A 22,790-nucleotide genomic window follows, 5' to 3' on the forward strand; every position below is an offset into this window, starting at 1 on the left:
CACTCTGGCTAGGCTGGTGGCATGAAGATCGCCCGATTCAGCCATGACGACGCCATCCTCTTCGGGATCGTCGACGACACCGACCTCGTCGTCCTCGCGGGCGATCCGCTCTTCGCCGGATACGAGCTCACCGGAGACCGAGTGCCGATCGCCGACGCCGTGATTCTCGCGCCGGTGATTCCTCGATCCAAGATCGTGTGCGTCGGCAAGAACTACCACGACCACGCCGCCGAGATGGGGGGAGTGGCACCGGAAGAGCCGCTGCTGTTCTTCAAGCCCAACACCGCCGTCATCGGCCCCGGCGACGCGATCGTGCGTCCCTCGATCTCCGAGCAGACCGAGTACGAGGGCGAGCTGGCAGTCGTGATCGGCCGGGTCGCGAAGAACGTGAAGGCTGCGGATGCTCTCGACCACGTGCTCGGCTACACGATCGCGAATGATGTCACCGCGCGTGACCTCCAGCGCAAGGACGGCCAGTGGGCTCGCGCGAAGGGCTTCGACACGTTCTGCCCTCTCGGCCCGACCATCAGCACGGAGTTCGACCCGTCGGTGGCGACGATCGAGACCCGCGTCAACGGCGAGGTCCGTCAGAAGGCGCCGCTCACCGACATGATCCACTCCGTCGAGGCGATCATCGAGCACGCATCCGCGGCATTCACACTGCTGCCGGGTGACGTCATCCTGACGGGCACGCCGGCTGGCGTGGGGGAGTTCGTCGCCGGCGACACCGTCGAGGTCGAGATCACCGGTCTGGGTATTCTGCGCAACACCGTGCGCGACGCCGTGCGCGCATCATGACCGTCGTCGCCCTCACGGCGGCACAGCAGGCGGCGGTGCAGCGGAGAACCGTGCTGGTTCTCTCGTCTGGACAGGTGCTCGGCGGAATCGCGTTCGGAGCGACAGTGTCGCTCGGTGCGCTGCTCGCCGCCGACATCTCCGGCAGCGACGCGTTGTCGGGACTCGCGACCGCATCGGTCACGCTCGGCGCCGCGCTGTGCGCGATCCCGCTGGCTCGCCTCGCCGCCAGGGTGGGGCGCCGCCGTGCACTGACACTCGGCAATCTGTTCGCGCTCGTGGGGATCGCGGTCGTGATCCTCGCGGCGTCGCTGCGGGTGTTCCCGCTGCTGCTGGTCGGCATCCTGATGATCGGAGCCGGCAACGCGGGTAATCTGCAGTCGCGATTCGCCGCCACTGATCTCGCCGCGCCGCAGCACAGAGGGCGCGACCTCTCGATCGTCGTGTGGGCGACCACCATCGGCGGAGTCGCGGGCCCTCTGCTGCTCGGACCGGGTGAGATCGTCGGCGCGGCGATCGGCATGCCGCCGCAGACCGGTTCCTACGTCTTCTCATTCGTCGCCCAATGCGCGGCTCTCATCCTCTACCTCGTGGCGCTGAGGCCCGACCCTCTGCTGGCCGCGCAGCAGCTTGCCTCAGCGGCTGCTGCGGGGGCCACAGGCAAGGTGATCGCAGACAGACCGGTGGTGGCTCGCTATGCGATGTTCGCGGTCGCCGGTTCGCACGTCGTGATGGCATCTGTCATGGCGATGACTCCGGTGCATCTCGCGCACATGGCGCACGGTGCGCACGGGATGGCGCCCACTCCGGCCGACGTCTCGGCTCTCGTCGGCATCACGATCGCCCTGCACGTCGGGGGCATGTACGCGCTGTCGCCGCTCTTCGGCGTTCTCGCTGACCGATGGGGTCGGCTGCGTGTTGTCCTGCTGGGGCAGGTGCTCCTCGGGGCCGCGCTGGCGTTCGCCGTGTTCGCGAACGATCGGGAGTGGGGCGTGATCGTGGCTCTGATCCTGTTGGGGCTCGGATGGAGCGCGGCGACGGTTGCGGGGGCCGCGCTGCTGACCGAGTCGAGTGCTCCCGAGATCCGCACGCGCAGGCAGGGACGCAGCGACTCGCTGATGAGCCTCTCGGCGGCTGCGGGCGCGGTGCTCGCCGGCGTGGTGCTCTCGAACTTCGACTATGCCGGACTGGGCGTAGCCGCGTCGGTCATCGTCGTCGTCATCGTCGCGCTCTCGCCTCTCGGACGCCCGAAGCGATGAAGGACTGGGCGGGCACGGGACGCGCGTACGCCGACTCGTATGCCTCGCTGTGCGTCGGGACCGCAGGCGCACTGCTCGGGATGCTCGGAGCCCCTGCGGGCCGCTCGCTGCTCGATGTCGGTTCCGGAACCGGTCTCCTCGCGGCGTCATTCGTCGATGCCGGTTGGGACGCGACCGGGTGCGAGCCCGAGCCGACGATGCGGGAAGTCGCACTGCAGGAGCACCCGGAGATCCGGGTGCGCGACGGGGCGCTGCCGTCGTTGCCGTTCGCGGACGCGGAGTTCGATGCGGTCGTGGCGAACTTCGTGCTGAATCACGTCGCCGACCCCCGGGCGTCGGCCGGCGAGCTCCTTCGCGTCTCTGCCGATCTGGTGGCGGCCACTATCTGGACGAGCTCGCCGAGCTGGCTCTGGCGAGAGGTGTGCGATCGAGCGGCTCTCATCCCGTCGGAAGGCGAGCGGCTTCCGCCGGAGAAGGACTTCGAGCGGACCGTCGACGGCTTTGCGAGAATGCTCGGCGATGCGGGCTGGACGAGCCCGCAGGTGTCGGAGATCACCTGGACGTGGTCGGCGGACGCGCCAGCGCTGTGGGCGTCCGCTGAAGGAGGCGTCGGGGGAGCCGGGCAGTTCTATCGTGCTCTCGACGACGCTGGTCGGCGTTCGTTCCGCGCGGCCTTCATATCCGTGTGCGACGAGCGATCGATCGCCGGGCGCCTGCCGCTCGTGCATTCTGCGGCGGTTGCCGTGGCGTCGCACCGCTGAGTCCCCTCCCTCACCCGAGTGCCCCGCGGTTCCTCGGCGCCGCGACCGCCTGTGTCGGCGCGGCACCGAGGAGCAGCTGCATCGCGGCGATCAGGTGTACCAGGTCGGCTCAGGCACCTCGTTGCGCAGCACGTAGTCGCCGACCTCACGTTTCTTGTACGCGATCGGGTCGTGCAGGCTGTGCGTGCGCAGGTTGCGCCAGAAGATGTCGAGGCCGACCGAGTTGGCCGAGGCTCGGGCACCCGTGAGCTCGTAGATCTTCGTGGCGACCTCCAGGCCGTCGTCGACGATGCGCAGCTTCCCCGCCGCGATGCGCACGGCGATCTCGCCACGTCGGCGTGCAGTGAGGTCTTCGCGAGGGGCGTGCAGCACCGCGCTGATCTCGGAGCCCACGGCATCCAGCAGTGCTTCATCCGCCCACAGCTTCGAGGCCAGTTCGCCATAGCCCTCGAGCAGGTACCACTCGTCCGTCGCGTGCTGCTTGTCGTCGCCGCCGTACGGCCACGGGCGGGTGGTCGATCGGGTGTAGGCGGATGCCGTCTCGAGTGCACCCTGTGCGATGCCGAGGTAGAAGTTGGCGAACACGAGCTGGATGGTCGGCACGTTCAGGGTGTTGTACGTCAGTGGCTGGAACACCCGGTCGACGAAGCCGGCTGCCGCTGTCCAGGGCACGCGCACGTCACGGATCTCCACGGACCCCGATTCGGTCAGTCGCTGGCCCAGGTTGTCCCAGTCGTTCCCGAAGACGATTCCCTCCTGAGCCGTGGGGACGATCGCGAAGATGTGCGTCTCGGTGCCTTCGAGTACGCCTTCGAGGACGGTCAGATCCGAGATCTGACCACCGGTGGAGAAGGACTTGCGGCCGGAGAACACCAGGTCGTCGCCGTCTTCGCGGACCACCAGATCGGAGTCGCGGGGGTTGACCGCGCCGCCGAAGACGAAGTCGTTCGCGGTGTACAGCTCCTCGACCGCGTCGATCTGCTCTTCGGTTCCGACGAGACGAGCCGCCCACGCCCAGAGGTAGTGGTAGCCGAGGACCTGTCCGATCGATCCGTCGCCGCGGGCCACCGCCCTGATCACGCGGTACGCGGTGTCCCAGCTCTCGCCGGCGCCGCCGTGGGCGCGAGGGCCGAGCAGGGTGACGAGACCCGAGTCCTTGAGCAGCTGCACCTCAGCTCGAGGCGTCGCGTTCGCGCGGTCCCTCTCGACGGCATCCACCGCGAGGATGTCGGCCACCTCCTCGGCGCGGTCGATCCATTCGCGGCTCGTCTGAGGTCTCGGCGCGCCGAGCCAGCGATCGCTGAGGCCTGTCGTCACTGCATCCGTGATTGTCACGTTGTCACCCTTCCGGTTGGTCGATGCGGCAACGATAGGAGCGCGATCGGTCTGAATGCGGGTTGTTACCCAGGGTGAGTGACTGTTACCCACGGTGACCCCTCTCCACCGGCCTGTTGTCGCGGGCGGATCGGGGAGGTCGACATGCGACCCGGCAACTAGAATCGAGGGGATATGGCTACCCCGCACCCCCTCACCACGACCGCCAGCGGAGCCGACGTACGCGTCCGCTTCTGCCCCTCGCCGACCGGACTGCCGCATGTCGGCATGGTCCGCACCGCACTCTTCAACTGGGCGTTCGCCCGCCACAACGGCGGGAAGATGGTGTTCCGCATCGAGGACACCGACGCCGCCCGAGACAGCGAGGAGAGCTTCCGCCAGCTCGTCGACGCGCTGACCTGGCTCAAGATCGACTGGGATGAGGGGGTCGAGGTCGGTGGTCCCCACGCTCCCTACCGTCAGTCCGAGCGCCACGACATCTACCACGGCGTGATCGACAAGCTCCTCGCATCGGGCGCACTGTACGAGAGCTTCTCGACTGCGGAAGAGATCGATGCTCGTAACGAGGCGGCCGGGCGGGCGAAGCAGCTCGGATACGACAACCACGATCGTCACCTCACGACCGAGCAGAAGGACGCCTTCCGTGCCGAAGGGCGCCAGCCCGCGCTCCGTCTGCGGGTGCCGGACGAGGACCTCACCTACGTCGACCTGATCCGCGGCGAGGTGACCTTCCCCGCAGGTTCGTTCCCCGACTTCGTGGTGGTGCGTCCGAACGGCATCCCGCTGTACACCTTCGTGAACCCGGTCGACGACGCGCTGATGGGCATCACGCACGTCCTGCGCGGAGAAGACCTGATGCCCTCGACGGCTCGCCAGCTCGCGCTCTACGCGGCACTGATCGATGCAGAGGTCACCACGTTCGTGCCCCGCTTCGCCCACATGCCCCTGGTGCTCGGCGAGACCGGCAACAAGAAGCTCTCCAAGCGCGACCCGCAGGCCGATCTGTTCCTGCATCGGGATCGCGGCTTCATCCACGAGGGGCTGCTGAACTACCTCGCGCTCCTCGGCTGGTCGATCGGCCACGACCGCGACGTGTTCACGCTCGACGAGTTCATCGAGGCATTCGACATCGTCGACGTGAATCCGAACCCGGCACGCTTCGATCAGAAGAAGGCCGAGTCGATCAACGGCGACCACATCCGCAAGCTCGGCGAGAAGGACTTCGCCGAGAGGACGATCCCGTACCTCGCTGCTGCGGGCCTCTTCGATGAGCCGACGCATGAGCAGCTCGTGCTCGCCTTCCGCGTCGCGCCGCTCGTGCAGGAGCGGGTGCAGCTGCTCGGCGATGTACCGGGCATGGTCGGGTTCCTCTTCACCGATGACGTCTCGTACGACGCCGATGCGCTCAAGGGGCTTCCCGCGAACGCCGCCGAGGTCCTCGACGCCTGCGTCGTCGCACTCGAGCCGGTGACCGAGTTCACGCCCGAGAAGATCCAGGATGCTCTCGCTGAGGCGCTGGTCGAGAATCTCGAGCTCAAGCCCCGTGTCGCCTACGGCCCTCCGCGCGTCGCGATCACCGGCCGTCGTATCTCGCCGCCGCTGTTCGAGTCCATGGAGCTCCTGGGCAAGGACGAGTCGCTGCGGCGGCTGCGGTCACTGTCGGCGTTCCTCGCCAACTGACGAGGGAGGCGGGTGGGGAGCAGCGCTTCGGCGCTCTCCTGCCCGTCGCCGTGGTCGCGCAGAGCAATGATCAGCGGGCGACGCGCCCGGACGGACCGAGGCGTTTTGGCATTCGGGCCGTGGCTCGGGTAGGCTTGACTCTCGGTGCGAGGCTCCGGTTTCGCCCTTGGGGTATGGTGTAATTGGCAACACGGCGGTTTCTGGTTCCGTTGTTCTTGGTTCGAGTCCAGGTACCCCAGCAAGACGAAAACCCCCGCTCAGGCGGGGGTTTCGTCGTTTCCGGTAGTGCGTCTACTCGCACTCGCCGATGAACTCGAGGTAGCACACCGCCTCGTGGGTGACTGCTGGCTCATAGTCTTCGTTCGATACCTGGCGGGTATCGATCTCGGGCGTCTGATGCAGACTTCCAGAGCTGCCGAGCGTTGCGACGTAATAGCCGTCACCGTCCAGCGCCTTCATCTCGTCTATCGCGGTGCTGTACTCCGCACACAGGAGGGTCGCGGCCTCGGTGAGTTCGACATCGACGCAGGCAGCCGTATAGGTCGCGACCATCAGGTTCGTGCAATCGGTCCAGTCCTGATTCACCGAGCACGGGTTCACGTCGTCCATCGTGACGTCGACGCGACCGGTCTCGTACTCTTCGCTGCGGAAGGTCTCCGGCTGTTCCGGCACATCGGTCTTCGTCCAGTGGCGTGCTGTGGCGAAGGCGAAGATCACGACGATCACCGCGATCAGCAGCAGCGCCCCGAGGACCGACAGGGCCACCCACAGCCCGACGCGCTTCTTGGTGCCGGGTCGGCCCTCCGGCGCGGATGCATAGCCCGGGTAGACGGGAGGACCGGCAGGGGCTCCGTCCTGCGCGGAGACGCCGGGAGCCGCTGCATATGCGGGCGGCGGCCCATCGTATGCGGGCGGCGGGGGAGTCGTCGGCTGCGTCGAAAGCCAGTACGCGTACCAGCTCTGTGCGGATGCTGGATCGTCGGCCACCTGCTGCGCTTCGAGGTCGGTGAGCTGCACTCCCAGCGCCGCCCGCAGATCTGCACTGATCAGGGACGTGCGGAACTCCTCGAATGACATGGCCATAGTCAAGAGGATGACAGACGTCGGTGTGTCCGACAATCCGATCCCTGAGCAGCAGTCGTACCCACTCGGCGCCGCCCGAAGGACCCGGCGTCGCCTAGCAGGTCGCCCGTGTCTCGCGCCATGCCCTTCAGTCCGCGCTTCTCGTCGGTCATCGTGATCGAGAAGCACCACCCATGCCACACGCGGCGTGACTGAGAGGACGAGAATGGCGCTCACGAGAGTCGTGCCCGGCGAGACGCCCGGAATCCGACGCGTACGATCCGGGTCCGGATTCAGATATGTCGACGCCGGCAACACCCCGGTCGCCGAGGCCGACCGGGAGCGCATCCGCGACCTCGCCATACCCCCGGCGTGGAAGGACGTGTGGATCGCCGCCGATCCGCTCGCGCACATCCAGGCAGTCGGAACCGACGATGCCGGACGACGCCAGTACCTCTACCACCCGCTCTGGCGCACGGGGAGGGATCAGCGCAAGTTCGCTCGAGCGCTCAAGCTCGCCGCCGCGCTGCCTGCGGCCAGGGCGAAGGTCACGCGCGCCATCGGGCAACCGGGTCTGACGCGAGAGCGAGCACTCGCGGTCTCCTTCCGCCTGCTCGATGACGCCGCTCTGCGCATCGGCTCCGAGCGCTACCTCGTGAAGCACGGCAGTCGGGGGCTCAGCACACTCCGTCGACGGGACGTGCGCATCGACGGCAGCGACGTGGCACTGAGCTTCCCCGCGAAGAGCAAGCAGCTCGCCGCGATCGAGATCACCGACGCCGCCCTCGCCGAGGCACTGTCGGAGTTCGCCGTCGGGTCGCCCAAGGCACCGCTGCTCGCGTACCGCAAAGGCCGCCGCCGGGTGCGCCTCACGTCGGGCGAGGTCAACGACTATCTTCGGCAGGTCGCCGGGGCATCGTTCACGGCGAAGGACTTCCGCACGCTGCACGGCACGATCCTCGCGGCGGACGCGCTCGCGCGGATCGGTCGACTCGAGACGAAGAACGAGCGGCGGCGTGCCGAGCGCCTCGCCGTGCAGGCCACGGCGTCAGCGCTCGGCAACACCCTCGCGGTGGCCAGAGGGAGCTACATCGACCCGCGTGTGTTCCGGCTCTACGCGCGCGGTCGCACTCTCGATCTCACGGTGTCGCCCGAGACGGCGATCCGCAAGCTCCTCGGGCGCTGAGAGCGATTCAGCTCTCTCGGGGATAGGTGTAGAAGCCCTCGCCCGTCGCCACGCCCAGCTTGCCCTTGTCGATGTACTGCTCTTTGAGCAGCTCGGCGAACCGCTGCTGCTTCTCGCCCCCAATGCGGGAGATGTTGTATGCAGTGGTGAGCCCGACGATGTCGTAGATCTCGAAAGGCCCGGCCGGGGCGCCGGTGCCGATCCGCCACGTTGCATCGATCGCCTCGGGTTCGGCGATCCCGTCGACGAGCAGCTCTGCTCCGGCCTGCAGGAAGGGCACGAGCAGCGAGTTCAGCAGGTACCCGGCCTTCTCCTTCTTGATCTGGATCGGGACCATGCCGATCTTCGTCGCGAACTCGACGACCTCGTCATAAACGGCGGGGTCGGTGGCGGGCGTTCCCATGACCTCCGCCGTGTTGTGCGACCAGATCTCGTTCGCGAAGTGCAGAGCGAGGAAGCGGTCGGGGCGTCCCGTCGACTCAGCGAGTGCGCTGGGAAGCAGGGTCGAGGAGTTCGTCGCGAAGATCGTCGACGCGGGTGCGGCGGCGGCGAGGGTGCGGTAGATGCCCTGCTTGAGCTCGAGGTTCTCCGGCACGGCCTCGATGATGAGGTCGGCAGAAGCTGCGGCCTCCGCGAGGTCGGACGTGAGGCGGATGCGGCCGATCGCGGCCTGTGTACCCCCGTCTGCGGCGTTCTCGACGCCGTCGGCGACGTAGCGCGCGGAAAGATTCTCGAATCGCTCGGCCGCGCGGTCGAGCGCAGGCTGATCGATGTCGTACGCGACGACGTCGAAACCGTGGAAGGCGGTCTGGAACGCGATCTGCGATCCGAGCACGCCGGTGCCGAGAACAGTGATGTTCTTCATTTCTCTTCTTCCTCTGATGGCCTCGTGGGCCGTGGTCAAGCCGGGTCGTCGCCTCTGTCGAAGCGCTGGAGGTCATGCGCGAAGCGCTCCACCTCGGCGTCCGTCCAGTGCGCGAGATGCGCGTCGATCACGCCCTGCAGCGACCGCATCGTGTTGCGGAAGGCCTCTTCGCCCTCGGCGGTCAGCTCGAGGGGACGGCCGCGCCCGGCGGCTGACGGCGTCTCCTGCACGAGGCCGAGAGACACGAGCGCCGAGAGCTGGCGCGACACGGTCGACCGGTTGAGGCGGAACATGTGGGCGATGTCCGTCGAACGGATCCCCGGCTCATCGGCGATCGCCATGACGATGGACTGATCAGTGATCGACAGCCTCGGCTCTTCCGCACGGGCGTCGACGAGGCCGCGGCGCGTGACGGCGACGAGGGATCGCAGGACGACGGCGCTGTCGCTGCGACGTCCGCGCGAATCCTCTTGCTGTTGCATAGTGCAACTCTACGCTCGTTGTGTTGTGTGACGCAACACAACGCGAGGACTTCTCCGAGGATCTCAGATGGAAGGATGGAGACATGGACACAGCCAATCTCTCGCGAGAGGAGACCGCGGCGCGATCCGCCGTCGTCTCCGTGCGCAGCATCCGCGTCGAACTCGACCTCACGGGTGCGCCCGAGCGGGCGCGCAGCGGGTTCCCCACGATCACGACACTGGAGTTCACCTCGACCGCGTCGTCGACCTGGCTGGACTTCGTCGGCGAGAGCGTCGAGAGAGTGGTCGTGAACGGGGTCGAGCGCGAGGTGGTCTACGACGGTGCGCGCATCGAACTGCACGACCTCGTCGACACCAACGTGGTGCGTGTCGAGGCGGTCGGAAGCTACAGTCGGTCGGGCGAGGGGCTGCACCGGTTCCACGACCCCGCCGACGACCGGACCTATCTCTACACGCAGTACGAACCGGCCGACTCTCGACGCGTGATGGCCTGTTTCGAGCAGCCGGACATCAAGGCGCCGTACACCTTCGTGGTGGATGCCCCTGCGGGCTGGGAGGTGCTCTCGAACCAGGTCGCGGCGACCGTCGATGCCGGAGTCGGGGTGCAGCGCGTGGAGTTCGCACCGACGCTCCCGATCTCGAGCTACATCACCTCCGTCGCGGCTGGGCCGTACGCCCGAGTCGAGGGGGACTGGGAGCGCGGTGATCAGCGCATCGCTCTCGGACTGTTCGTGCGGCAGTCGCTCTCGCAGTACCTGGAATCCGAGGAGATCCTCGAGATCACACGCCAGGGTCTCGACTTCTTCACCGATGCCTTCGCGTACCCCTATCCCTGGGGCAAGTACGACCAGATCTTCGTGCCCGAGTACAACCTCGGCGCGATGGAGAACCCGGGGCTCGTGACGTTCACCGAGTCGTACCTCTCAAGGGGTGCGGCCACCGACGCCCAGCGCGCTGCCCGCGCGAACACGATCCTGCATGAGATGGCGCACATGTGGTTCGGCGATCTCGTGACGATGAAGTGGTGGGACGACCTGTGGCTCAAGGAGTCCTTCGCCGACTACATGGGTTCGCACGCCTCAGCGGTGGCGACGCGCTTCCATGACGCGTGGGTCAAGTTCGCCGCCAACCGCAAGGCGTGGGCCTACCAGCAGGACCAGCTGCCGACGACGCACCCGATCGTCGCCGACATCACCGACCTCGAGGCGGCGAAGCTGAACTTCGACGGCATCACCTATGCCAAGGGTGCCGCGGTGCTGAAGCAGCTCGTGGCGTTCGTCGGCGATGACGCGTTCTTCGAAGGTGCCCGCAGATACTTCGCCGCGAATGCCTTCGGTAACACGACCCTCGACGACTTCCTCGTGCAGCTGAGTGCGGTCTCCGGCCGCGACATGACCGAGTGGTCGCAGGCCTGGCTGCAGACGACAGGGGTCTCGACGCTGCGCCTCGAGCGGGAGACCGACGGCAGCGCCGCACTCGTGCAGAGCGATCCTCGCCCGCATCGCCTGCGCATCGGTCTCTACCACCGCGTCGACGGGCGGGTGATCCGCCGCGACCAGCTCGCGCTCGACATCCACGAGGAGCGCACACCCGTCGACATTCCGGTCGCAGATCTCGTGCTTCTCAACGACGACGACCTCACCTATGCCAAGGTGCGACTCGACGACGCATCGCTGACGACGGTGCAGGAATCACTGTCCTCGATCGATGATCCCCTCGCGAGGGCCGTCGTCTGGTCGTCGCTCTGGAACGCCACGCGCGACGGAGAGCTGACGGTGGCGCGATACACCTCGATCGTGCGCGCGCATGCCCCGCACGAGTCGAACATCGGTCTTCTCGCCGGCATCCTCGCGAACACCCTCTTCGCGATCCGGAACTATGCGAGCGACCACGAGCGACAGGGTGAGCAGCGGGCGTGGGTGGAGACGGCGTGGGCTGCGCTGCAGGCATCCGATGTCGGCAGCGATGCGCAGCTCTCCTGGGCTCGCGCTCTCGCGTCGGCATCGGCTTTCGACGACGTGCGCGCAGCCGAGGTCGACGCGCTCCTGCACGGCGATGCCCCGGAAGGTCTCACGATCGACCCCGATCTGCGGTGGCAGCTGCTCACGTCTCTCGTCACGACGGGTCACGCGGGCGCCGATGACGTCGCGGCCCAGCTGGAGTCCGACGACACCGGTAGCGGTCGCACGGCTGCTCGCAGGGCACTCGCCTCGCAACCCGATCCCACGGTGAGAGCCGCAGCCTGGGACGCAGCCTGGAACGATGAAACGCTCAGCAATGACCATCTGGATGCCGTGATCGCGGGCTTCCGCGCAGGCGGGCGCCGTGATCTCATCGCGGGGTTCGACGCCGAGTACTTCGAGAGGATCGTCGACGCCTGGGGCGCACGGAGCATCGAGCTGGCTCAGCGCCTGGTCGTGGGACTGTTCCCCGCGTCGCCGACGCTCGACCTCGTGGATGCCTGGCTTGCCGACAACAGCGCAGCGCCCGCGGCGCTGCGCCGGATCGTCGTCGAGCAGCGTGATCACCTGGCCCGAGCGCTGCGCGTTCGGGCTGCGCAGAGCTAGCTAGCCCGCGTCGAGCTCGTCGGCGGTGCTCGCCCCCACGGCGAAGTACTCGGGTCGGTCGTCGCTCTGGGTCAGGAGAATCAGGGCGATGTACGCCGCCCACGCTCGCGCGCGGACCCAGGTGGCATCGTCGTACCGAGATCCGGTCGCACTGCGGAACGCCTCGCGACCTGAGGCGTCGAAGAGCATCCACGACGAGGCGAGATCGTAGGCGGGGTCACCGACCGTGACGTCGCCGAAGTCGATGAGTGCAGCGAGCGTGCCATCCTCCACCAGCATGTTGCCCGGGTGGAGATCGCCGTGGATCCAGACCTGCTCCGAGCCGACCGGTGCGGCGAGACCTGCGACCCAGGCGTCCCGCAGCGCCGTGCGGTGCCTGAACGCGTCGAGCCGTGGCCGTATCGCGTCGTCTCGAGTGCTCAGGGCGCGTCCTCGCACCGGGTTGCGCGGAGCATCCGCGGGGGCTGGGGTGTGCAGCGCCCTCAGGGCGTCGGCGAGTCGTGGTGCCCACGCCGCGTTGTCCGATCGGGAGGAGGCGAGCGCCGCCGTTCCGGAGATCCAGGGGACGACTGACCAGGGCCGCGGAAACAGCTCGGTCGATTCGCCGGAGATCAGCGGCACCGGGGTGCGGATGCCGATGGCCGCCAGTGCCGGACCGATCGCGCGGAGCGCGCGCTGCTCATTCGTGATGAGAGGCACGGCGAGCTCGCGTCGCGGCAGTCGCACGACCAGCTCCGATCCGAGCCTCCACATCGAGTTGTCCCAGCCGTCGGCGAACAGCCTGAGCGGCAGACCGGCGAGATCAGGGCTGGTTCGCCGGAGAAGGTCTCGCACGCCGCTCTCGTCGAGCGAGTACTCGGCGGAGGGGGAGTCCGCCACGGTCAGATGTCGAGCAAGTCGCCCGGTTCGAGGACCGAGAACTCTCCGCCGCCCTGCTCGGTCGCCCACTGCAGTCGCTGGCGGTGCATCGTCTTGCCTGCGACCGAGAGGGTCATGTCGTGAGTGCCGAAAGCCCGACGAGGGCGCACGGCGAGGACGTAGTCCATGGCCTCGCCGATCTTCAGCCAGGGTGCCCCGAGCGGAGCGGCGAGCGTGCCGACCTCGACCCCCTCTGGAACCGCGTAGGAGTCGCCGGGGTAGTAGAAGGCGTCGTTGACCAGTACGCCCACGTTCTCGACCGTGGGCAGCGACGAGTGGATCACCTCGTGCGTGCCACCGAAGAAGCGGAGCGTGAAGGCGCCGACCTCGACGGTCTCTCCCGGAGCGACCTCTGAGATGTCGTAGCCCTCAGCCGCACGGGCGACGCCGGCAGGAGCGTAGATCGGAGTGCCGGGGGCGGCGCGGAGGATCCGATCCAGGTGCTCGGGCGTCCAGTGGTCGGGGTGCTCGTGGGTGATCACGACGGCGACGAGACCTGAGAGATCGTTCAGGGGCGCGGTGAAGGAGCCGGGATCGATCAGGAGGATGTCATCGCCCTGCTGGATGCGAAGAGCGGCATGTTCGAATTTCGTGATGCGCATGAGGTGAGTCAACTCCTTCGCAGCCTCTCTGGCAAACCGCCGAGCCAGCGCGCCACGCCCGGGAATCGACGAGGGCTCGCCTCGATTTGGCGGCGCGAGAATCGTCATGGCATACTTGTTGAGTTGTCGCGGCACGGAAACGTTCCGCCAGACGGCCCCATCGTATAGCGGCCTAGTACGCTGCCCTCTCACGGCGGTAACGCGGGTTCGAATCCCGCTGGGGTCACAACAAGCGAAAGCCCTCGGTTCTCCGAGGGCTTTCGTCGTTTCCGATTGGTTCCTCTGTCCGGCTGGCCGTGCTCAGCGGCGAGCCGGACAGAGGTCAGCCCACGTTGGAGCTTGAGTTCGAGCTCGTGGTCGAGGCCGCGGCGCGACGGGAGCGGCGCGACCGACGGACGAACCACACGATCAGCACCACCACGCCGCCCAGAGCGAGCCACGGCAGGATGAACCCGACGGCGATCACCAGGGCGTTCATCGAGGCCACGAGGCCGTTCCAGCCGGCGAGGAGCCCGTCGGAGAACCCGGCAGGGTCGGCGGTGGTCGCGGCGGTGGTGCGAGTCAGCTGAACCGTGAGACTCGACATCGCGACCTGGTCCTCGAGCGATGCGAGCTGCTGCTCGTACGCCTCGAGCTGTCCCTGGCGTTCCGTGAGCGCGACCTCCGCCTCGATGAGCTCCGCGACGGTGCCCGTCTGAGACATCAGCTCGCTGAGTCGCTCGACAGATGCCCTGGTCGCGTCGATGCGAGCGCGCAGGTCGATGGCGGTCGAGGTCACATCCTGCTGCGAGATCGACGACGAGACCACATCTCCCGATTCGGCCAGTTCATCGATGACCGCGGGGAGGTCGGTCGAAGGCACTCGGATGCTGATCCAGCCGTAGCCCGGGTCCGCCGGTGCAGGCGCGGGGGCGGAGGTGTCGTCGACGGCGGCGCTTCTGCCGATCTCGGTGCTTTCGACGTAGCCGCCGCGCGACTCGGCGAGTGCACCGATCGTGTCGGCGGCGTCAGCGATGTCTTTCACCTCCACCGTCGCAGTGGCGGTCGCGATGATCTCGCGATCAGCCACTGCGGAATCACCGGCCATCGGCGCAGACTCGGCCGTATCCGTCGCAGTCGACGGTGCGCCCTGCTCGGCAGCGCCCGAGCGGGACTCCTCCGTGACGAGCATGTCTCCGCCCTCGGCCGTGCTCGTCGCCGAACCGCCGACCGCGGTGAGGATCGGGGGAGTGATGAGGACACCGATGACGAATGCGGCTGCGATCCCCGTGCCGGTCAGCCACCCACGCCGACGGCGTCGATCGCGTGCCGCGGCCGGCGCCTTACGTGGTCGTTCGGCGGCGATGTCGTCGAACACGGCTGTCTCGATGCGGGCCACTGCCGCATCGGTGAGCTCGGGCAGCTGCTCGGTGCTGGGCTTGTCGTTCATGCGTCGCTCGCTTCCTTCACGGCACCGCGTAGTCGGGTGCGGACTCGGGAGAGACGGTTCCGGACGATCGCATGGCTCACGCCGAGCTCCTCGGCAGCGGCCTGGTAGGCATAGCCTTCGGCGGCGCAGAGGCGGAAGATCGCGCGGTCGAGGTCGCTCAGTGTGCCGACCTCTGCGGCGATCCGCTCCGCGAGGTCTGCGGTGATCACCTGCTCCTCGACGCTGATCGTCGAGGGCAGAGCCTCATCCACCGCATCCGTCGTGTGGGCCTGGTCGCGCCTGCGCTGACGAAGGCGATTCGAGGCCTGGAAGCGGCAGATCGTCGCGAGCCACGGGAGGATCGAGTCTCCCTGCAGCTCGAACCCCGGCAGTTTCCGCCATGCCGTGACGAAGGTCTCCTGCGTCACGTCCTCGGCATCGGCGGGCGAGCCGAGCATGCCGTGCGCGATCCAGTAGACCGGGCGGACATATGAGCGGTACAGCTCACGGAAGGCGCTCTCGTCGCCTGCCGCGGCCTGCGCCGCCACTCTCTGATCACTCGTCTGCACTGGCATCCCGATTCCGTTCGGTGTCTCTCACCTGGGAAGTGTCGAAGGATGCCCCATCGTCTCAGATCAGTGTGCGGGCTGCGCGTGCGCCTTCGCGAGCGTCTGCTGAGACATGCGGTCGATCCAGGCGAGTGCGACTGCCGAGACGATGAACACCATGTGGATGACGACCTGCCAGAGCACGCCGATGGGGGTGTACTTCTCGCCGTCCGTGCTGATCCCGCTCTCGCTCATGCCACCGACCTCGATGAAGGTCTTGAGCAGGTGGATCGATGAGATTCCGATGATCGCCATCGCCAGCTTGACCTTGAGGACGTTGGCGTTCACGTGCGAGAGCCACTCGGGCTGGTCGGGGTGGCCGTCGACGTTGATGCGCGAGACGAACGTCTCATAGCCGCCGATGATCACCATGATGAGCAGGTTGGCGATCATCACGACATCGATCAGACCGAGCACGGCGAGCATGATCACCGCTTCGTCGAGGTGCGTGATGTCGTGGATGACGCCCTCGATGAGATGCCACAGCTCGACCATGAAGACGATCACGTAGACGAGCTGCGCGACGATCAGTCCGAGATACAGCGGGGCCTGCAGCCAGCGGCTGACGAAGATGAGGGATCCGATCGCCCGAGCCCAGGAATTCTGAGACCGAGGGGCGAGGGGAGGGATGCCGTTCGTGGCGGTGTCTGGGCGCGAGGTCGAGGTCACGTCGACTATTCCACCACGGCCCCGCCGCTCCGCTAACATTGCTGACGCGAGAGGGAGTATCCCGCAAGCGCACCCACCGTCATCACGAGCACCGTCATCGCTGCTCCGGTCGTGCGGCGCACTCTGTGCGTGGGAGAGACTTTCGGCGTTCTCCCTACCCTCCGAAAGGTGCTGTACGCCCTTGGAAATCCCCGTCTGGTTCGAGATCACCTCGATGATCGTCCTCACGATCATCCTGATCGGCGATCTGCTTCTGATCCGTCTCCGTCCCCACATCCCCTCGACCAAGGAGTCGACGCTGTGGGTCGTGTTCTACGTCGCCCTCGCGCTGCTCTTCGCGGTGTTCCTCGGGAGCGTGTCCGGTTGGCGCAACGCGGGCGACTTCATCACCGGCTGGGCACTCGAATACAGCCTGTCCATCGACAACCTGTTCGTCTTCGTGCTGATCATGGCTCAGTTCGCCGTGCCGCGACGCCTGCAGCAGCAGGTGCTGATGGTCGGCATCATCATCGCGCTCGTCCTGCGCGGCGCTTTCATCCTCGTCGGCGTGGCGATCGTCGAGAACTTCTCGCCGATCTTCTATGTCTTCGGAGCCTTCCTGATCTACACCGCGATCAAGCAGGCGATGCCTGAGGGCGAGCACGAAGACGATGTGAAGAAGGAGAACTTCATCGTGCGCCTGCTGCGGCGCCGGATCGACATCAGTGAGACGTACGACGGATCGAAGCTGCGCACGACCGTCGACGGCAAGCGCATGTGGACCCCGATGGTGATCGTCTTCATCACGATCGGTGTGACCGACCTGATCTTCGCGATCGACTCGATTCCCGCGATCTTCGAGATCACCACCAACGGGTTCCTCGTCTTCGCCGCGAACATCTTCGCGCTCATGGGGCTGCGTCAGCTCTACTTCCTGCTCGGCGACCTGCTCGACCGCCTGCGCTACCTGCATTACGGCATCGCCGTGATCCTCGGCTTCATCGGCATCAAACTGATCCTGCACGCACTGCACGAGAACGAGCTGCCCTTCATCAACGGCGGCGAGCACGTCGAGTGGGTGCCCGACATCGACAACATGGTGTCGCTGGGAGTCATCGTCGTGTCGATGACCGTCGCGACGGTCGCCAGCCTCATCGCGTCCTCACGCGAGAAGTCGGCGGCGAAGAAGGCGCTGAACGTCGAGTGATCGCAGCCCGCTCACTCGGCTGACCAGAGGAGCTCCGCTTCGAGGGTGAGATCGATGACCTGACCCAGCAGGGCGCCGAGTGAGTTGGACTGCAGCAGGGCGTACTGGTCGTACTCGCCCAGGGGCGCGATCGCGGCGAGCTGCCAGGCCGCGGCGAGCGGGTCGTCTGACAGCTCGGTGTCGGCATCCCACGGCGAGTCCACTCGCGCGAGGACCCGACGCACGATGGCCTCGGCTTCGGTGCGCAGGGGGGTGAGAGTGTCGTGCCACGTCAGCTGAGGCAGCTGCGTGACCTCTGCGCGGGGATAGGGCGCATCGTCGAGCCACTGATCGACCGTGAAGCGGGCCGTGCCGACTGCGAGCGTGTGCAGCACATCGGCGTCCGCCGCTACGCTCACCAGTCGGGCCATCGTGCCGAACCTGCTGCGCCGATCGCCGCCTCCCACCTCGTGACCGCGCTCGATGAGCACGACGCCGAACTGCGGGTCGTCGTCGTCGAGCAGATGCCCGATCATCGTGAGGTACCTCGGCTCGAAGACGCGGAGCGGAAGCGGGGTGTAGGGAAAGAGAACCGACCCGAGCGGGAACATCGGTATTTCAGCCATGACCACAGTCAACACCGCGCGACGTACAGTGAACAGATGCGCAGACCTCAGCCCATCGCCCCGTCGCCCGGACAGGAATCCGTGTGGGACTATCCGCGCCCACCGATGGTCGAGCAGGTGCCCGAGCGCATCACGATCCGTCTCGGCGGCGATGTCGTCGCCGATACGTGGGATGCCGTGCGGGTGCTCGAGACCAGTCACCCTCCGGTGTACTACCTGCCGATCGCCGACTTCATCGATGGCGCGCTCTCGAACGCCTCCGGCTCATCGTTCTGCGAGTTCAAGGGCTCAGCGCGCTATCTCGACGTGCGTGGCGGAGGCCTGGTGGCCGCGGGCGCGGCATGGAACTACCCGGATCCGTCGCCCGGTTTCGAGGTGCTGAGCACCCGGGTGGCCGTGTACGCGGGGCCGATGGACGAGTGCACCGTCGGCGATGAGGTCGTCGTGCCACAGCCTGGCGGGTTCTACGGCGGCTGGGTGACGTCGTCCGTCGTCGGCCCGTTCAAGGGCGTGCCGGGCTCCATGGGCTGGTGACACCGGCTTCACCCCACCCCGTCAGAACGCGCGCAGGTTGGCCTGCAGACCGCCGTCGACATACTCGCGTCGCAGGATGCCACGGCGCCGCAGCACAGGCACGAGCTCGTCGAGCGTGCGGTGCAGCGTCACGGGGTGGAAGTCGCCCCACAGCAGCACACCGTCGTTGCCCCATTCGCCGAGTTCCTCGATCAGGTCGGCGAACTCCTCGGCTGTCCCGACGAAGCCCGAGCGGTCGGCGATGCGTCCGGCGCGGGCGAGGGCGGTGAGATGGGCGCGCAGCGGAGCGTCCTTGCCGCGGTCGCCGATCAGACGCTGGATGCTGCCGCGCGAGACGTGCTCGCCGAAGATCGACACGTCGAGCGGTCGGTCGAGATCGAGCGACGTGAGGTCGGTCTCGAGATCACTGGACTGTTTGCGAGCGATCTGCACGAGGGCTGAGTCGTCGGGGTGCGCGGATGCAGCGACGATGCGGTCTGCTTCCTCCGCGGACGACGTGATCACGGGCTGGATCGCGAACAGGATCTTGATGTCGGCGGCCGAACGCCCGGAGGCGATCGCCGCGTCGTGGATCTTCGCGCGGTAGGCGCGCACGGATGCCTCGTCGAGCGGAGCGAGGGCGAGTTGGACGTCGGAGTTGGCGCCGGCGAATCCGAGGCCGCGCCCCGAGCCGCCGGGGGAGACGATCGCCGGCTCCCCATCGGTGAACGGCACGGCGTTCAGGGGGCCGTCGAACGCGAAGTGCTCGCCGCGGTGACGCACGGTGCTCAGCTTCGAGCCGTCCGCGAACACGTCGGTGTCCCGATCGCCGACCAATGCTCCGTCGCCCCAGCTGCGCCAGAGCGACCGGATGCCGGAGAGCCATTCCTCGGCCCGGTCGTAGGCGGCATCGTGTCCGAGCTGCGCCGCCGCGGAGAAGTGACGCGCGCTGCCCGTGTCGGTCACCACGTTGAGTCCGAGACGGTGGCCGCTGAGGTGCTGGAGGGTCGAGAACTGCCGCGCGGCCGTGTAGGGAAGGTACGCCGCCGGGTTCACGGTGGGCACGACTCCGAGGTGGCGTGTCGCCTGGAACAGATACGGAGCGAGAAGCAGCGGGTCGTGCTTGGGGCCTCCGAAAGCGTGGCGTACACGGAGGTCGATCGTGTCCGGGGAGCCGAGAGACGGCGCGTCCTCGATGATGACGAGGTCGAAGCCGGCCTGCTCGAGGGTCCGGGCCGCCTCCTGATAGATCTCGGGACGCGTCCAGTCGTAGTCCCAGTCCAGAGACGGATAGCCCCACCCCTGGGGGCCGAAACCGCGAGCGAGGAACCAGCCGAAGTGCTGGGGCCTGGTCATGCGACGGCCTCTCGCGCCGGCTCGAGCACCCGGTCGAGATCGGCGATGAGGTCGGACACGTCTTCGATGCCGACCGACAGTCGAAGTGTTCCCGGTTGGACGCCGAGGATGTCGCGCTCTTCCGGTGTCCTGTGCGAGTGGCTGGTGGTCGCGGGATGCAGCACCAGTGAGCGCACGTCGCCGATGTGGGTCATGTGCGTGAAGACCTCGACGCTCTCGACGAAGTCCCGCGCGGCGTCGATGCCTCCGCGGAGGGTGAACGTGAAGATCGAACCGTATCCGCCGTGCAGATACCGCTGCGCGAGGGCGTGATCGGGGTGGGTCTCGAGGCCCACGTGATCGACGCTCTCGACTGCATCGTGCGCCGCCAGCCAACGGGCCACCTCGAGCGCGTTGCGCGACTGTCGTTCGACCCGGAGGCCGAGGGTCTCGGCGCCCTGTCCGATCAGGAACGCGTTGAGAGGAGACGGCGAGGCGCCGAAACGGGGAGCCACCGATTCGCGGGCATAGGCGATCCGAGCGTTGCCGCCGTGTCGGGCGAAGACACTCGGGAAGCCCCCGCGCCCTGGGAGCACCAGATGAGGAGCATTGTGACCGGCCTTCTCGGCATCGAAGCGACCGTCATCGAGGATCACACCTCCGAGCACCGACCCGTGACCTGCGAGGAACTTCGATGCGGAGTGCACGACCATGGCGGCGCCGTGCTCGATCGGACGCAGCAGGAAGGGGGTCGCGAGTGTGTTGTCGACGATGAGGGGGATCGCGAACTCGTCCGCGACCGCGCTCACTGCGGCGATGTCGAGGATGTCGTTGCGCGCGTTCGCGATCGACTCCGCGAACAGTGCGCGCGTCGTGGGGCGGATCGCATCGCGCCACGCGTCCGGGTCTGCGATCTCGTCGATGAACGTCGTCTCGATGCCGAGGCGCGCGAGGTTGTCGAGCAGGAGTCCCCGGGTGCCCTCGTAGATGTGCGTCGATGACACGATGTGGTCTCCGGCGCCGGCTACGGTCAGCAAAGCCGTGACGACCGCGGCCTGACCGCTCGCGACGAGCACGGCCTCCGCGGCCGATTCGAGAGAGGCGAGCTGCCGTTCGACGGCGCTTACCGTCGGGTTGCCCGTCCGGGTGTAGCCGAAACCGGCGCCGGTGCCGAAGTGGTCGGCCGCGTGGTCGAAGTCGTCGAACTCGAAGCCCGCCGTCAGATAGATCGGTGTCGCCCTCGACGACGCAGCGCCCTGATTCCGGGCGGCGTGGACCGCTCTGGTGGCGAAGCCGGTCGTGTCGTCGGTCATGCGGATGCCTCTCGAAGGTGCGGGTGACAGTAGCGTGTCATGCGGCGACTCCGGTCGCTGAAGCGGTGGTAATCTGACGTCATGCGGATCGTGCTCCTCCTTAGCGGCCGCGACGAGACCTCGTTCTGAGCCCCTCCTCGTCGCGGAGTCCATCGTGGGCCGAACCGCCAGCTTCAGGAGAGACGCAATGAACATCCCCGCAGCAGACACTGCTCCCGCTCGTCCCAGGACCCTCGCCGAGAAGGTCTGGGACGACCACCTCGTCGTCAAGGGCGAGAACGGCGAGCCGGACCTCATCTACATCGACCTGCACCTGGTGCACGAGGTCACGAGCCCCCAGGCGTTCGACGGACTGCGAACGGAGGGTCGTCCGCTGCGCCGACTCGACCTGACGATCGCCACCGAAGACCACAACACGCCCACGTGGGACATCGACAAGCCCATCGCCGACCTCACGAGCCGCACCCAGATCGAGACGCTGCGCCGCAACGCTGCCGAGTTCGGCGTGCGTCTGCACTCTCTGGGTGATGCCGAGCAGGGCATCGTGCACGTCGTGGGTCCGCAGCTGGGACTCACGATGCCGGGCATCACGGTGGTCTGCGGCGACTCCCACACATCGACCCACGGTGCTTTCGGCGCCATGGCGTTCGGCATCGGCACGAGCGAGGTCGAGCACGTCATGGCGACGCAGACGCTCCCGCTCAAGCCCTTCAAGACGATGGCCATCACGGTCGAGGGGACACTGCGTCCCGGAGTCACCGCGAAGGACATCATCCTCGCCGTGATCGCGAAGATCACGACGGGTGGCGGTCAGGGGTACGTCCTGGAGTTCCGTGGCAGTGCGATCCGCGCGCTGTCCATGGAAGGCCGCATGACCATCTGCAACATGTCGATCGAGGCCGGCGCCCGCGCGGGCATGGTCGCTCCCGACGAGACGACCTTCGAGTACCTGAAGGGTCGTCCGCACGCGCCCAAGGGCCAGGATTGGGACGACGCCGTCGCCTATTGGCGCACGCTCCCGACCGACGAGGGCGCGACGTTCGACGCCGAGGTCTTCATCGACGCCGACGAACTCGAGCCCTTCGTGACGTGGGGCACCAACCCAGGTCAGGGCAGCTCGCTTTCGGCAGCAGTTCCCGACCCCGCTCAGATCGCCGACGCCAATGAGCGCGCCGCAGCGGAGCGCGCGCTCGAGTACATGGATCTGGTCCCCGGTACGCCGCTCAAGGACGTGCCGGTCGACGCGGTCTTCATGGGGTCGTGCACGAACAGCCGCATCGAGGACCTCCGCGCGTTCGCGTCGATCATCGAAGGCAAGAAGAAGGCCGACGGCGTCCGCGTCATGGTCGTGCCAGGATCGGCCCGCGTGCGGCTCGAGGCCGAGGCTGAAGGCCTCGACAAGATCATCAAGGACTTCGGCGCAGAGTGGCGTTTCGCCGGCTGCTCGATGTGCCTCGGAATGAACCCCGATCAGCTCGCTCCGGGCGAGCGGTGCGCATCGACGTCGAATCGCAACTTCGAGGGTCGGCAGGGCAAGGGCGGTCGCACGCACCTGGTGTCGCCGCTCGTCGCCGCGGCGACCGCGATCCGCGGCACGCTGTCGAGTCCCAGCGACCTGAACGAGATGGCGGAGGTCTGACC

Annotated in this window: 21 protein-coding genes and 2 tRNA genes; 11 read left to right on the plus strand and 12 right to left on the minus strand. The window is 67.2% G+C overall.

Features of this window, described 5'->3' with window-relative positions:
- The first annotated feature begins 21 nt into the window (after positions 1 to 21).
- The 3 genes from FIV50_RS07535 to FIV50_RS07545 are packed head-to-tail and all read left to right on the plus strand — an operon-like array spanning position 22 to position 2,815.
- Positions 22 to 798, plus strand: a complete 777-nt coding sequence (locus FIV50_RS07535) for a fumarylacetoacetate hydrolase family protein (RefSeq protein WP_140036900.1) — start codon at positions 22 to 24, stop codon at positions 796 to 798.
- Positions 795 to 2,054 carry an MFS transporter gene (locus FIV50_RS07540; protein ID WP_140036901.1) on the plus strand — a complete coding sequence of 420 codons (1,260 nt, stop codon included), beginning with the start codon at positions 795 to 797 and terminating at the stop codon, positions 2,052 to 2,054. Before FIV50_RS07535 ends, FIV50_RS07540 begins: the two co-directional genes overlap by 4 nt.
- A complete protein-coding gene (locus tag FIV50_RS07545) occupies positions 2,051 to 2,815 on the plus strand; it encodes a class I SAM-dependent methyltransferase (protein ID WP_140036902.1) in 765 nt (254 codons plus the stop codon). Before FIV50_RS07540 ends, FIV50_RS07545 begins: the two co-directional genes overlap by 4 nt.
- Before the next feature lie 90 nt (positions 2,816 to 2,905).
- Here FIV50_RS07545 and FIV50_RS07550 read toward each other — a convergent pair whose 3' ends face one another.
- Positions 2,906 to 4,150 (minus strand): acyl-CoA dehydrogenase family protein, encoded by a 1,245-nt coding sequence (locus tag FIV50_RS07550; RefSeq protein ID WP_258184470.1) that lies wholly within the window; start codon positions 4,148 to 4,150, stop codon positions 2,906 to 2,908.
- A 174-nt stretch (positions 4,151 to 4,324) separates the two neighbouring features.
- On the opposite strand from FIV50_RS07550, the gene gltX reads away from it, so the two are divergent.
- Positions 4,325 to 5,830, plus strand: coding sequence for a glutamate--tRNA ligase (gene gltX / locus FIV50_RS07555; protein WP_140036903.1), 1,506 nt, complete (start codon positions 4,325 to 4,327; stop codon positions 5,828 to 5,830).
- Between the two features lie 167 nt (positions 5,831 to 5,997).
- A tRNA-Gln gene (locus FIV50_RS07560) sits at positions 5,998 to 6,069 on the plus strand.
- A gap of 52 nt (positions 6,070 to 6,121) precedes the next feature.
- On the opposite strand, the gene FIV50_RS07565 is transcribed toward FIV50_RS07560, so the two are convergent.
- Entirely contained in the window at positions 6,122 to 6,913 is a 792-nt protein-coding gene (locus FIV50_RS07565) for a hypothetical protein (RefSeq protein ID WP_140036904.1), read from the minus strand.
- Positions 6,914 to 7,118: 205 nt separating this feature from the next.
- Here FIV50_RS07565 and FIV50_RS07570 point away from each other — a divergent pair, with 205 nt between their 5' ends.
- Complete coding sequence (locus FIV50_RS07570) at positions 7,119 to 8,078, plus strand: DNA topoisomerase IB (RefSeq protein WP_140036905.1); 960 nt, start codon at positions 7,119 to 7,121, stop codon at positions 8,076 to 8,078.
- A 7-nt stretch (positions 8,079 to 8,085) separates the two neighbouring features.
- Here the strand turns inward: FIV50_RS07570 and FIV50_RS07575 are convergent, their stop codons facing one another.
- Complete coding sequence (locus tag FIV50_RS07575; RefSeq protein ID WP_140036906.1) at positions 8,086 to 8,943, minus strand: 3-hydroxyacyl-CoA dehydrogenase; 858 nt, start codon at positions 8,941 to 8,943, stop codon at positions 8,086 to 8,088.
- 35 nt (positions 8,944 to 8,978) lie between these two features.
- On the minus strand, positions 8,979 to 9,425 hold the full coding sequence (locus tag FIV50_RS07580; RefSeq protein WP_140036907.1) for a MarR family winged helix-turn-helix transcriptional regulator: 447 nt from the start codon (positions 9,423 to 9,425) through the stop codon (positions 8,979 to 8,981).
- 83 nt (positions 9,426 to 9,508) lie between these two features.
- On the opposite strand from FIV50_RS07580, the gene pepN reads away from it, so the two are divergent.
- Positions 9,509 to 11,992: an aminopeptidase N gene (gene pepN, locus FIV50_RS07585; protein ID WP_140036908.1), complete on the plus strand. Its 2,484-nt coding sequence runs from the start codon at positions 9,509 to 9,511 to the stop codon at positions 11,990 to 11,992.
- Here pepN and FIV50_RS07590 read toward each other — a convergent pair whose 3' ends face one another.
- Positions 11,993 to 12,871: an aminoglycoside phosphotransferase family protein gene (locus FIV50_RS07590; protein WP_140036909.1), complete on the minus strand. Its 879-nt coding sequence runs from the start codon at positions 12,869 to 12,871 to the stop codon at positions 11,993 to 11,995.
- A 2-nt stretch (positions 12,872 to 12,873) separates the two neighbouring features.
- Entirely contained in the window at positions 12,874 to 13,512 is a 639-nt protein-coding gene (locus FIV50_RS07595; protein ID WP_140036910.1) for an MBL fold metallo-hydrolase, read from the minus strand.
- 153 nt (positions 13,513 to 13,665) lie between these two features.
- Between FIV50_RS07595 and FIV50_RS07600 the strand changes: the two genes are divergently transcribed.
- Positions 13,666 to 13,738, plus strand: a tRNA-Glu gene (locus FIV50_RS07600).
- A gap of 96 nt (positions 13,739 to 13,834) precedes the next feature.
- Here FIV50_RS07600 and FIV50_RS07605 read toward each other — a convergent pair.
- The 3 genes from FIV50_RS07605 to FIV50_RS07615 are packed head-to-tail and all read right to left on the minus strand — an operon-like array spanning position 13,835 to position 16,197.
- Complete coding sequence (locus FIV50_RS07605; RefSeq protein ID WP_140036911.1) at positions 13,835 to 14,941, minus strand: DUF4349 domain-containing protein; 1,107 nt, start codon at positions 14,939 to 14,941, stop codon at positions 13,835 to 13,837.
- On the minus strand, positions 14,938 to 15,495 hold the full coding sequence (locus FIV50_RS07610; protein ID WP_140036912.1) for an RNA polymerase sigma factor: 558 nt from the start codon (positions 15,493 to 15,495) through the stop codon (positions 14,938 to 14,940). The genes FIV50_RS07605 and FIV50_RS07610 overlap by 4 nt, the downstream gene beginning before the upstream one ends.
- A 60-nt stretch (positions 15,496 to 15,555) precedes the next feature.
- Positions 15,556 to 16,197 (minus strand): TIGR00645 family protein, encoded by a 642-nt coding sequence (locus FIV50_RS07615; RefSeq protein ID WP_258184472.1) that lies wholly within the window; start codon positions 16,195 to 16,197, stop codon positions 15,556 to 15,558.
- A gap of 181 nt (positions 16,198 to 16,378) precedes the next feature.
- On the opposite strand from FIV50_RS07615, the gene FIV50_RS07620 reads away from it, so the two are divergent.
- Complete coding sequence (locus FIV50_RS07620) at positions 16,379 to 17,383, plus strand: TerC/Alx family metal homeostasis membrane protein (protein WP_140036914.1); 1,005 nt, start codon at positions 16,379 to 16,381, stop codon at positions 17,381 to 17,383.
- 11 nt (positions 17,384 to 17,394) lie between these two features.
- On the opposite strand, the gene FIV50_RS07625 is transcribed toward FIV50_RS07620, so the two are convergent.
- Entirely contained in the window at positions 17,395 to 17,988 is a 594-nt protein-coding gene (locus FIV50_RS07625) for an LON peptidase substrate-binding domain-containing protein (protein WP_140036915.1), read from the minus strand.
- A gap of 36 nt (positions 17,989 to 18,024) precedes the next feature.
- Between FIV50_RS07625 and FIV50_RS07630 the strand changes: the two genes are divergently transcribed.
- The gene (locus FIV50_RS07630) at positions 18,025 to 18,522 is read left to right on the plus strand and encodes a DUF427 domain-containing protein (RefSeq protein WP_140036916.1); all 498 of its coding nucleotides are present in this window, start codon (positions 18,025 to 18,027) and stop codon (positions 18,520 to 18,522) included.
- Between the two features lie 21 nt (positions 18,523 to 18,543).
- Here the strand turns inward: FIV50_RS07630 and FIV50_RS07635 are convergent, their stop codons facing one another.
- Together FIV50_RS07635 and FIV50_RS07640 are read right to left on the minus strand one after the other, a co-directional pair.
- The gene (locus tag FIV50_RS07635; RefSeq protein ID WP_140036917.1) at positions 18,544 to 19,857 is read right to left on the minus strand and encodes an LLM class flavin-dependent oxidoreductase; all 1,314 of its coding nucleotides are present in this window, start codon (positions 19,855 to 19,857) and stop codon (positions 18,544 to 18,546) included.
- Entirely contained in the window at positions 19,854 to 21,149 is a 1,296-nt protein-coding gene (locus FIV50_RS07640; RefSeq protein WP_140036918.1) for an O-acetylhomoserine aminocarboxypropyltransferase/cysteine synthase family protein, read from the minus strand. The genes FIV50_RS07635 and FIV50_RS07640 overlap by 4 nt, the downstream gene beginning before the upstream one ends.
- A gap of 187 nt (positions 21,150 to 21,336) precedes the next feature.
- Here FIV50_RS07640 and leuC point away from each other — a divergent pair, with 187 nt between their 5' ends.
- On the plus strand, positions 21,337 to 22,788 hold the full coding sequence (leuC, locus tag FIV50_RS07645; protein WP_140036919.1) for a 3-isopropylmalate dehydratase large subunit: 1,452 nt from the start codon (positions 21,337 to 21,339) through the stop codon (positions 22,786 to 22,788).
- Positions 22,789 to 22,790: the final 2 nt, after the last annotated feature.

It is taken from the genome of Microbacterium foliorum (assembly GCF_006385575.1).
GTDB lineage: Bacteria > Actinomycetota > Actinomycetes > Actinomycetales > Microbacteriaceae > Microbacterium > Microbacterium foliorum_B.

Excerpts from the sequence above, each read along its gene's own strand:
- FIV50_RS07535 (WP_140036900.1), top strand. The coding sequence starts at position 22 with ATGAAGATCGCCCGATTCAGCCATGACGACGCCATCCTCTTCGGGATC.
- FIV50_RS07540 (WP_140036901.1), top strand. The coding sequence starts at position 795 with ATGACCGTCGTCGCCCTCACGGCGGCACAGCAGGCGGCGGTGCAGCGG.
- FIV50_RS07545 (WP_140036902.1), top strand. The coding sequence starts at position 2,051 with ATGAAGGACTGGGCGGGCACGGGACGCGCGTACGCCGACTCGTATGCC.
- gltX (WP_140036903.1), top strand. The coding sequence starts at position 4,325 with ATGGCTACCCCGCACCCCCTCACCACGACCGCCAGCGGAGCCGACGTA.
- FIV50_RS07565 (WP_140036904.1), bottom strand. The coding sequence starts at position 6,913 with ATGGCCATGTCATTCGAGGAGTTCCGCACGTCCCTGATCAGTGCAGAT.
- FIV50_RS07570 (WP_140036905.1), top strand. The coding sequence starts at position 7,119 with ATGGCGCTCACGAGAGTCGTGCCCGGCGAGACGCCCGGAATCCGACGC.
- FIV50_RS07575 (WP_140036906.1), bottom strand. The coding sequence starts at position 8,943 with ATGAAGAACATCACTGTTCTCGGCACCGGCGTGCTCGGATCGCAGATC.
- FIV50_RS07580 (WP_140036907.1), bottom strand. The coding sequence starts at position 9,425 with ATGCAACAGCAAGAGGATTCGCGCGGACGTCGCAGCGACAGCGCCGTC.
- pepN (WP_140036908.1), top strand. The coding sequence starts at position 9,509 with ATGGACACAGCCAATCTCTCGCGAGAGGAGACCGCGGCGCGATCCGCC.
- FIV50_RS07595 (WP_140036910.1), bottom strand. The coding sequence starts at position 13,512 with ATGCGCATCACGAAATTCGAACATGCCGCTCTTCGCATCCAGCAGGGC.
- FIV50_RS07605 (WP_140036911.1), bottom strand. The coding sequence starts at position 14,941 with ATGAACGACAAGCCCAGCACCGAGCAGCTGCCCGAGCTCACCGATGCG.
- FIV50_RS07610 (WP_140036912.1), bottom strand. The coding sequence starts at position 15,495 with ATGCCAGTGCAGACGAGTGATCAGAGAGTGGCGGCGCAGGCCGCGGCA.
- FIV50_RS07625 (WP_140036915.1), bottom strand. The coding sequence starts at position 17,988 with ATGGCTGAAATACCGATGTTCCCGCTCGGGTCGGTTCTCTTTCCCTAC.
- FIV50_RS07630 (WP_140036916.1), top strand. The coding sequence starts at position 18,025 with ATGCGCAGACCTCAGCCCATCGCCCCGTCGCCCGGACAGGAATCCGTG.
- FIV50_RS07635 (WP_140036917.1), bottom strand. The coding sequence starts at position 19,857 with ATGACCAGGCCCCAGCACTTCGGCTGGTTCCTCGCTCGCGGTTTCGGC.
- FIV50_RS07640 (WP_140036918.1), bottom strand. The coding sequence starts at position 21,149 with ATGACCGACGACACGACCGGCTTCGCCACCAGAGCGGTCCACGCCGCC.
- leuC (WP_140036919.1), top strand. The coding sequence starts at position 21,337 with ATGAACATCCCCGCAGCAGACACTGCTCCCGCTCGTCCCAGGACCCTC.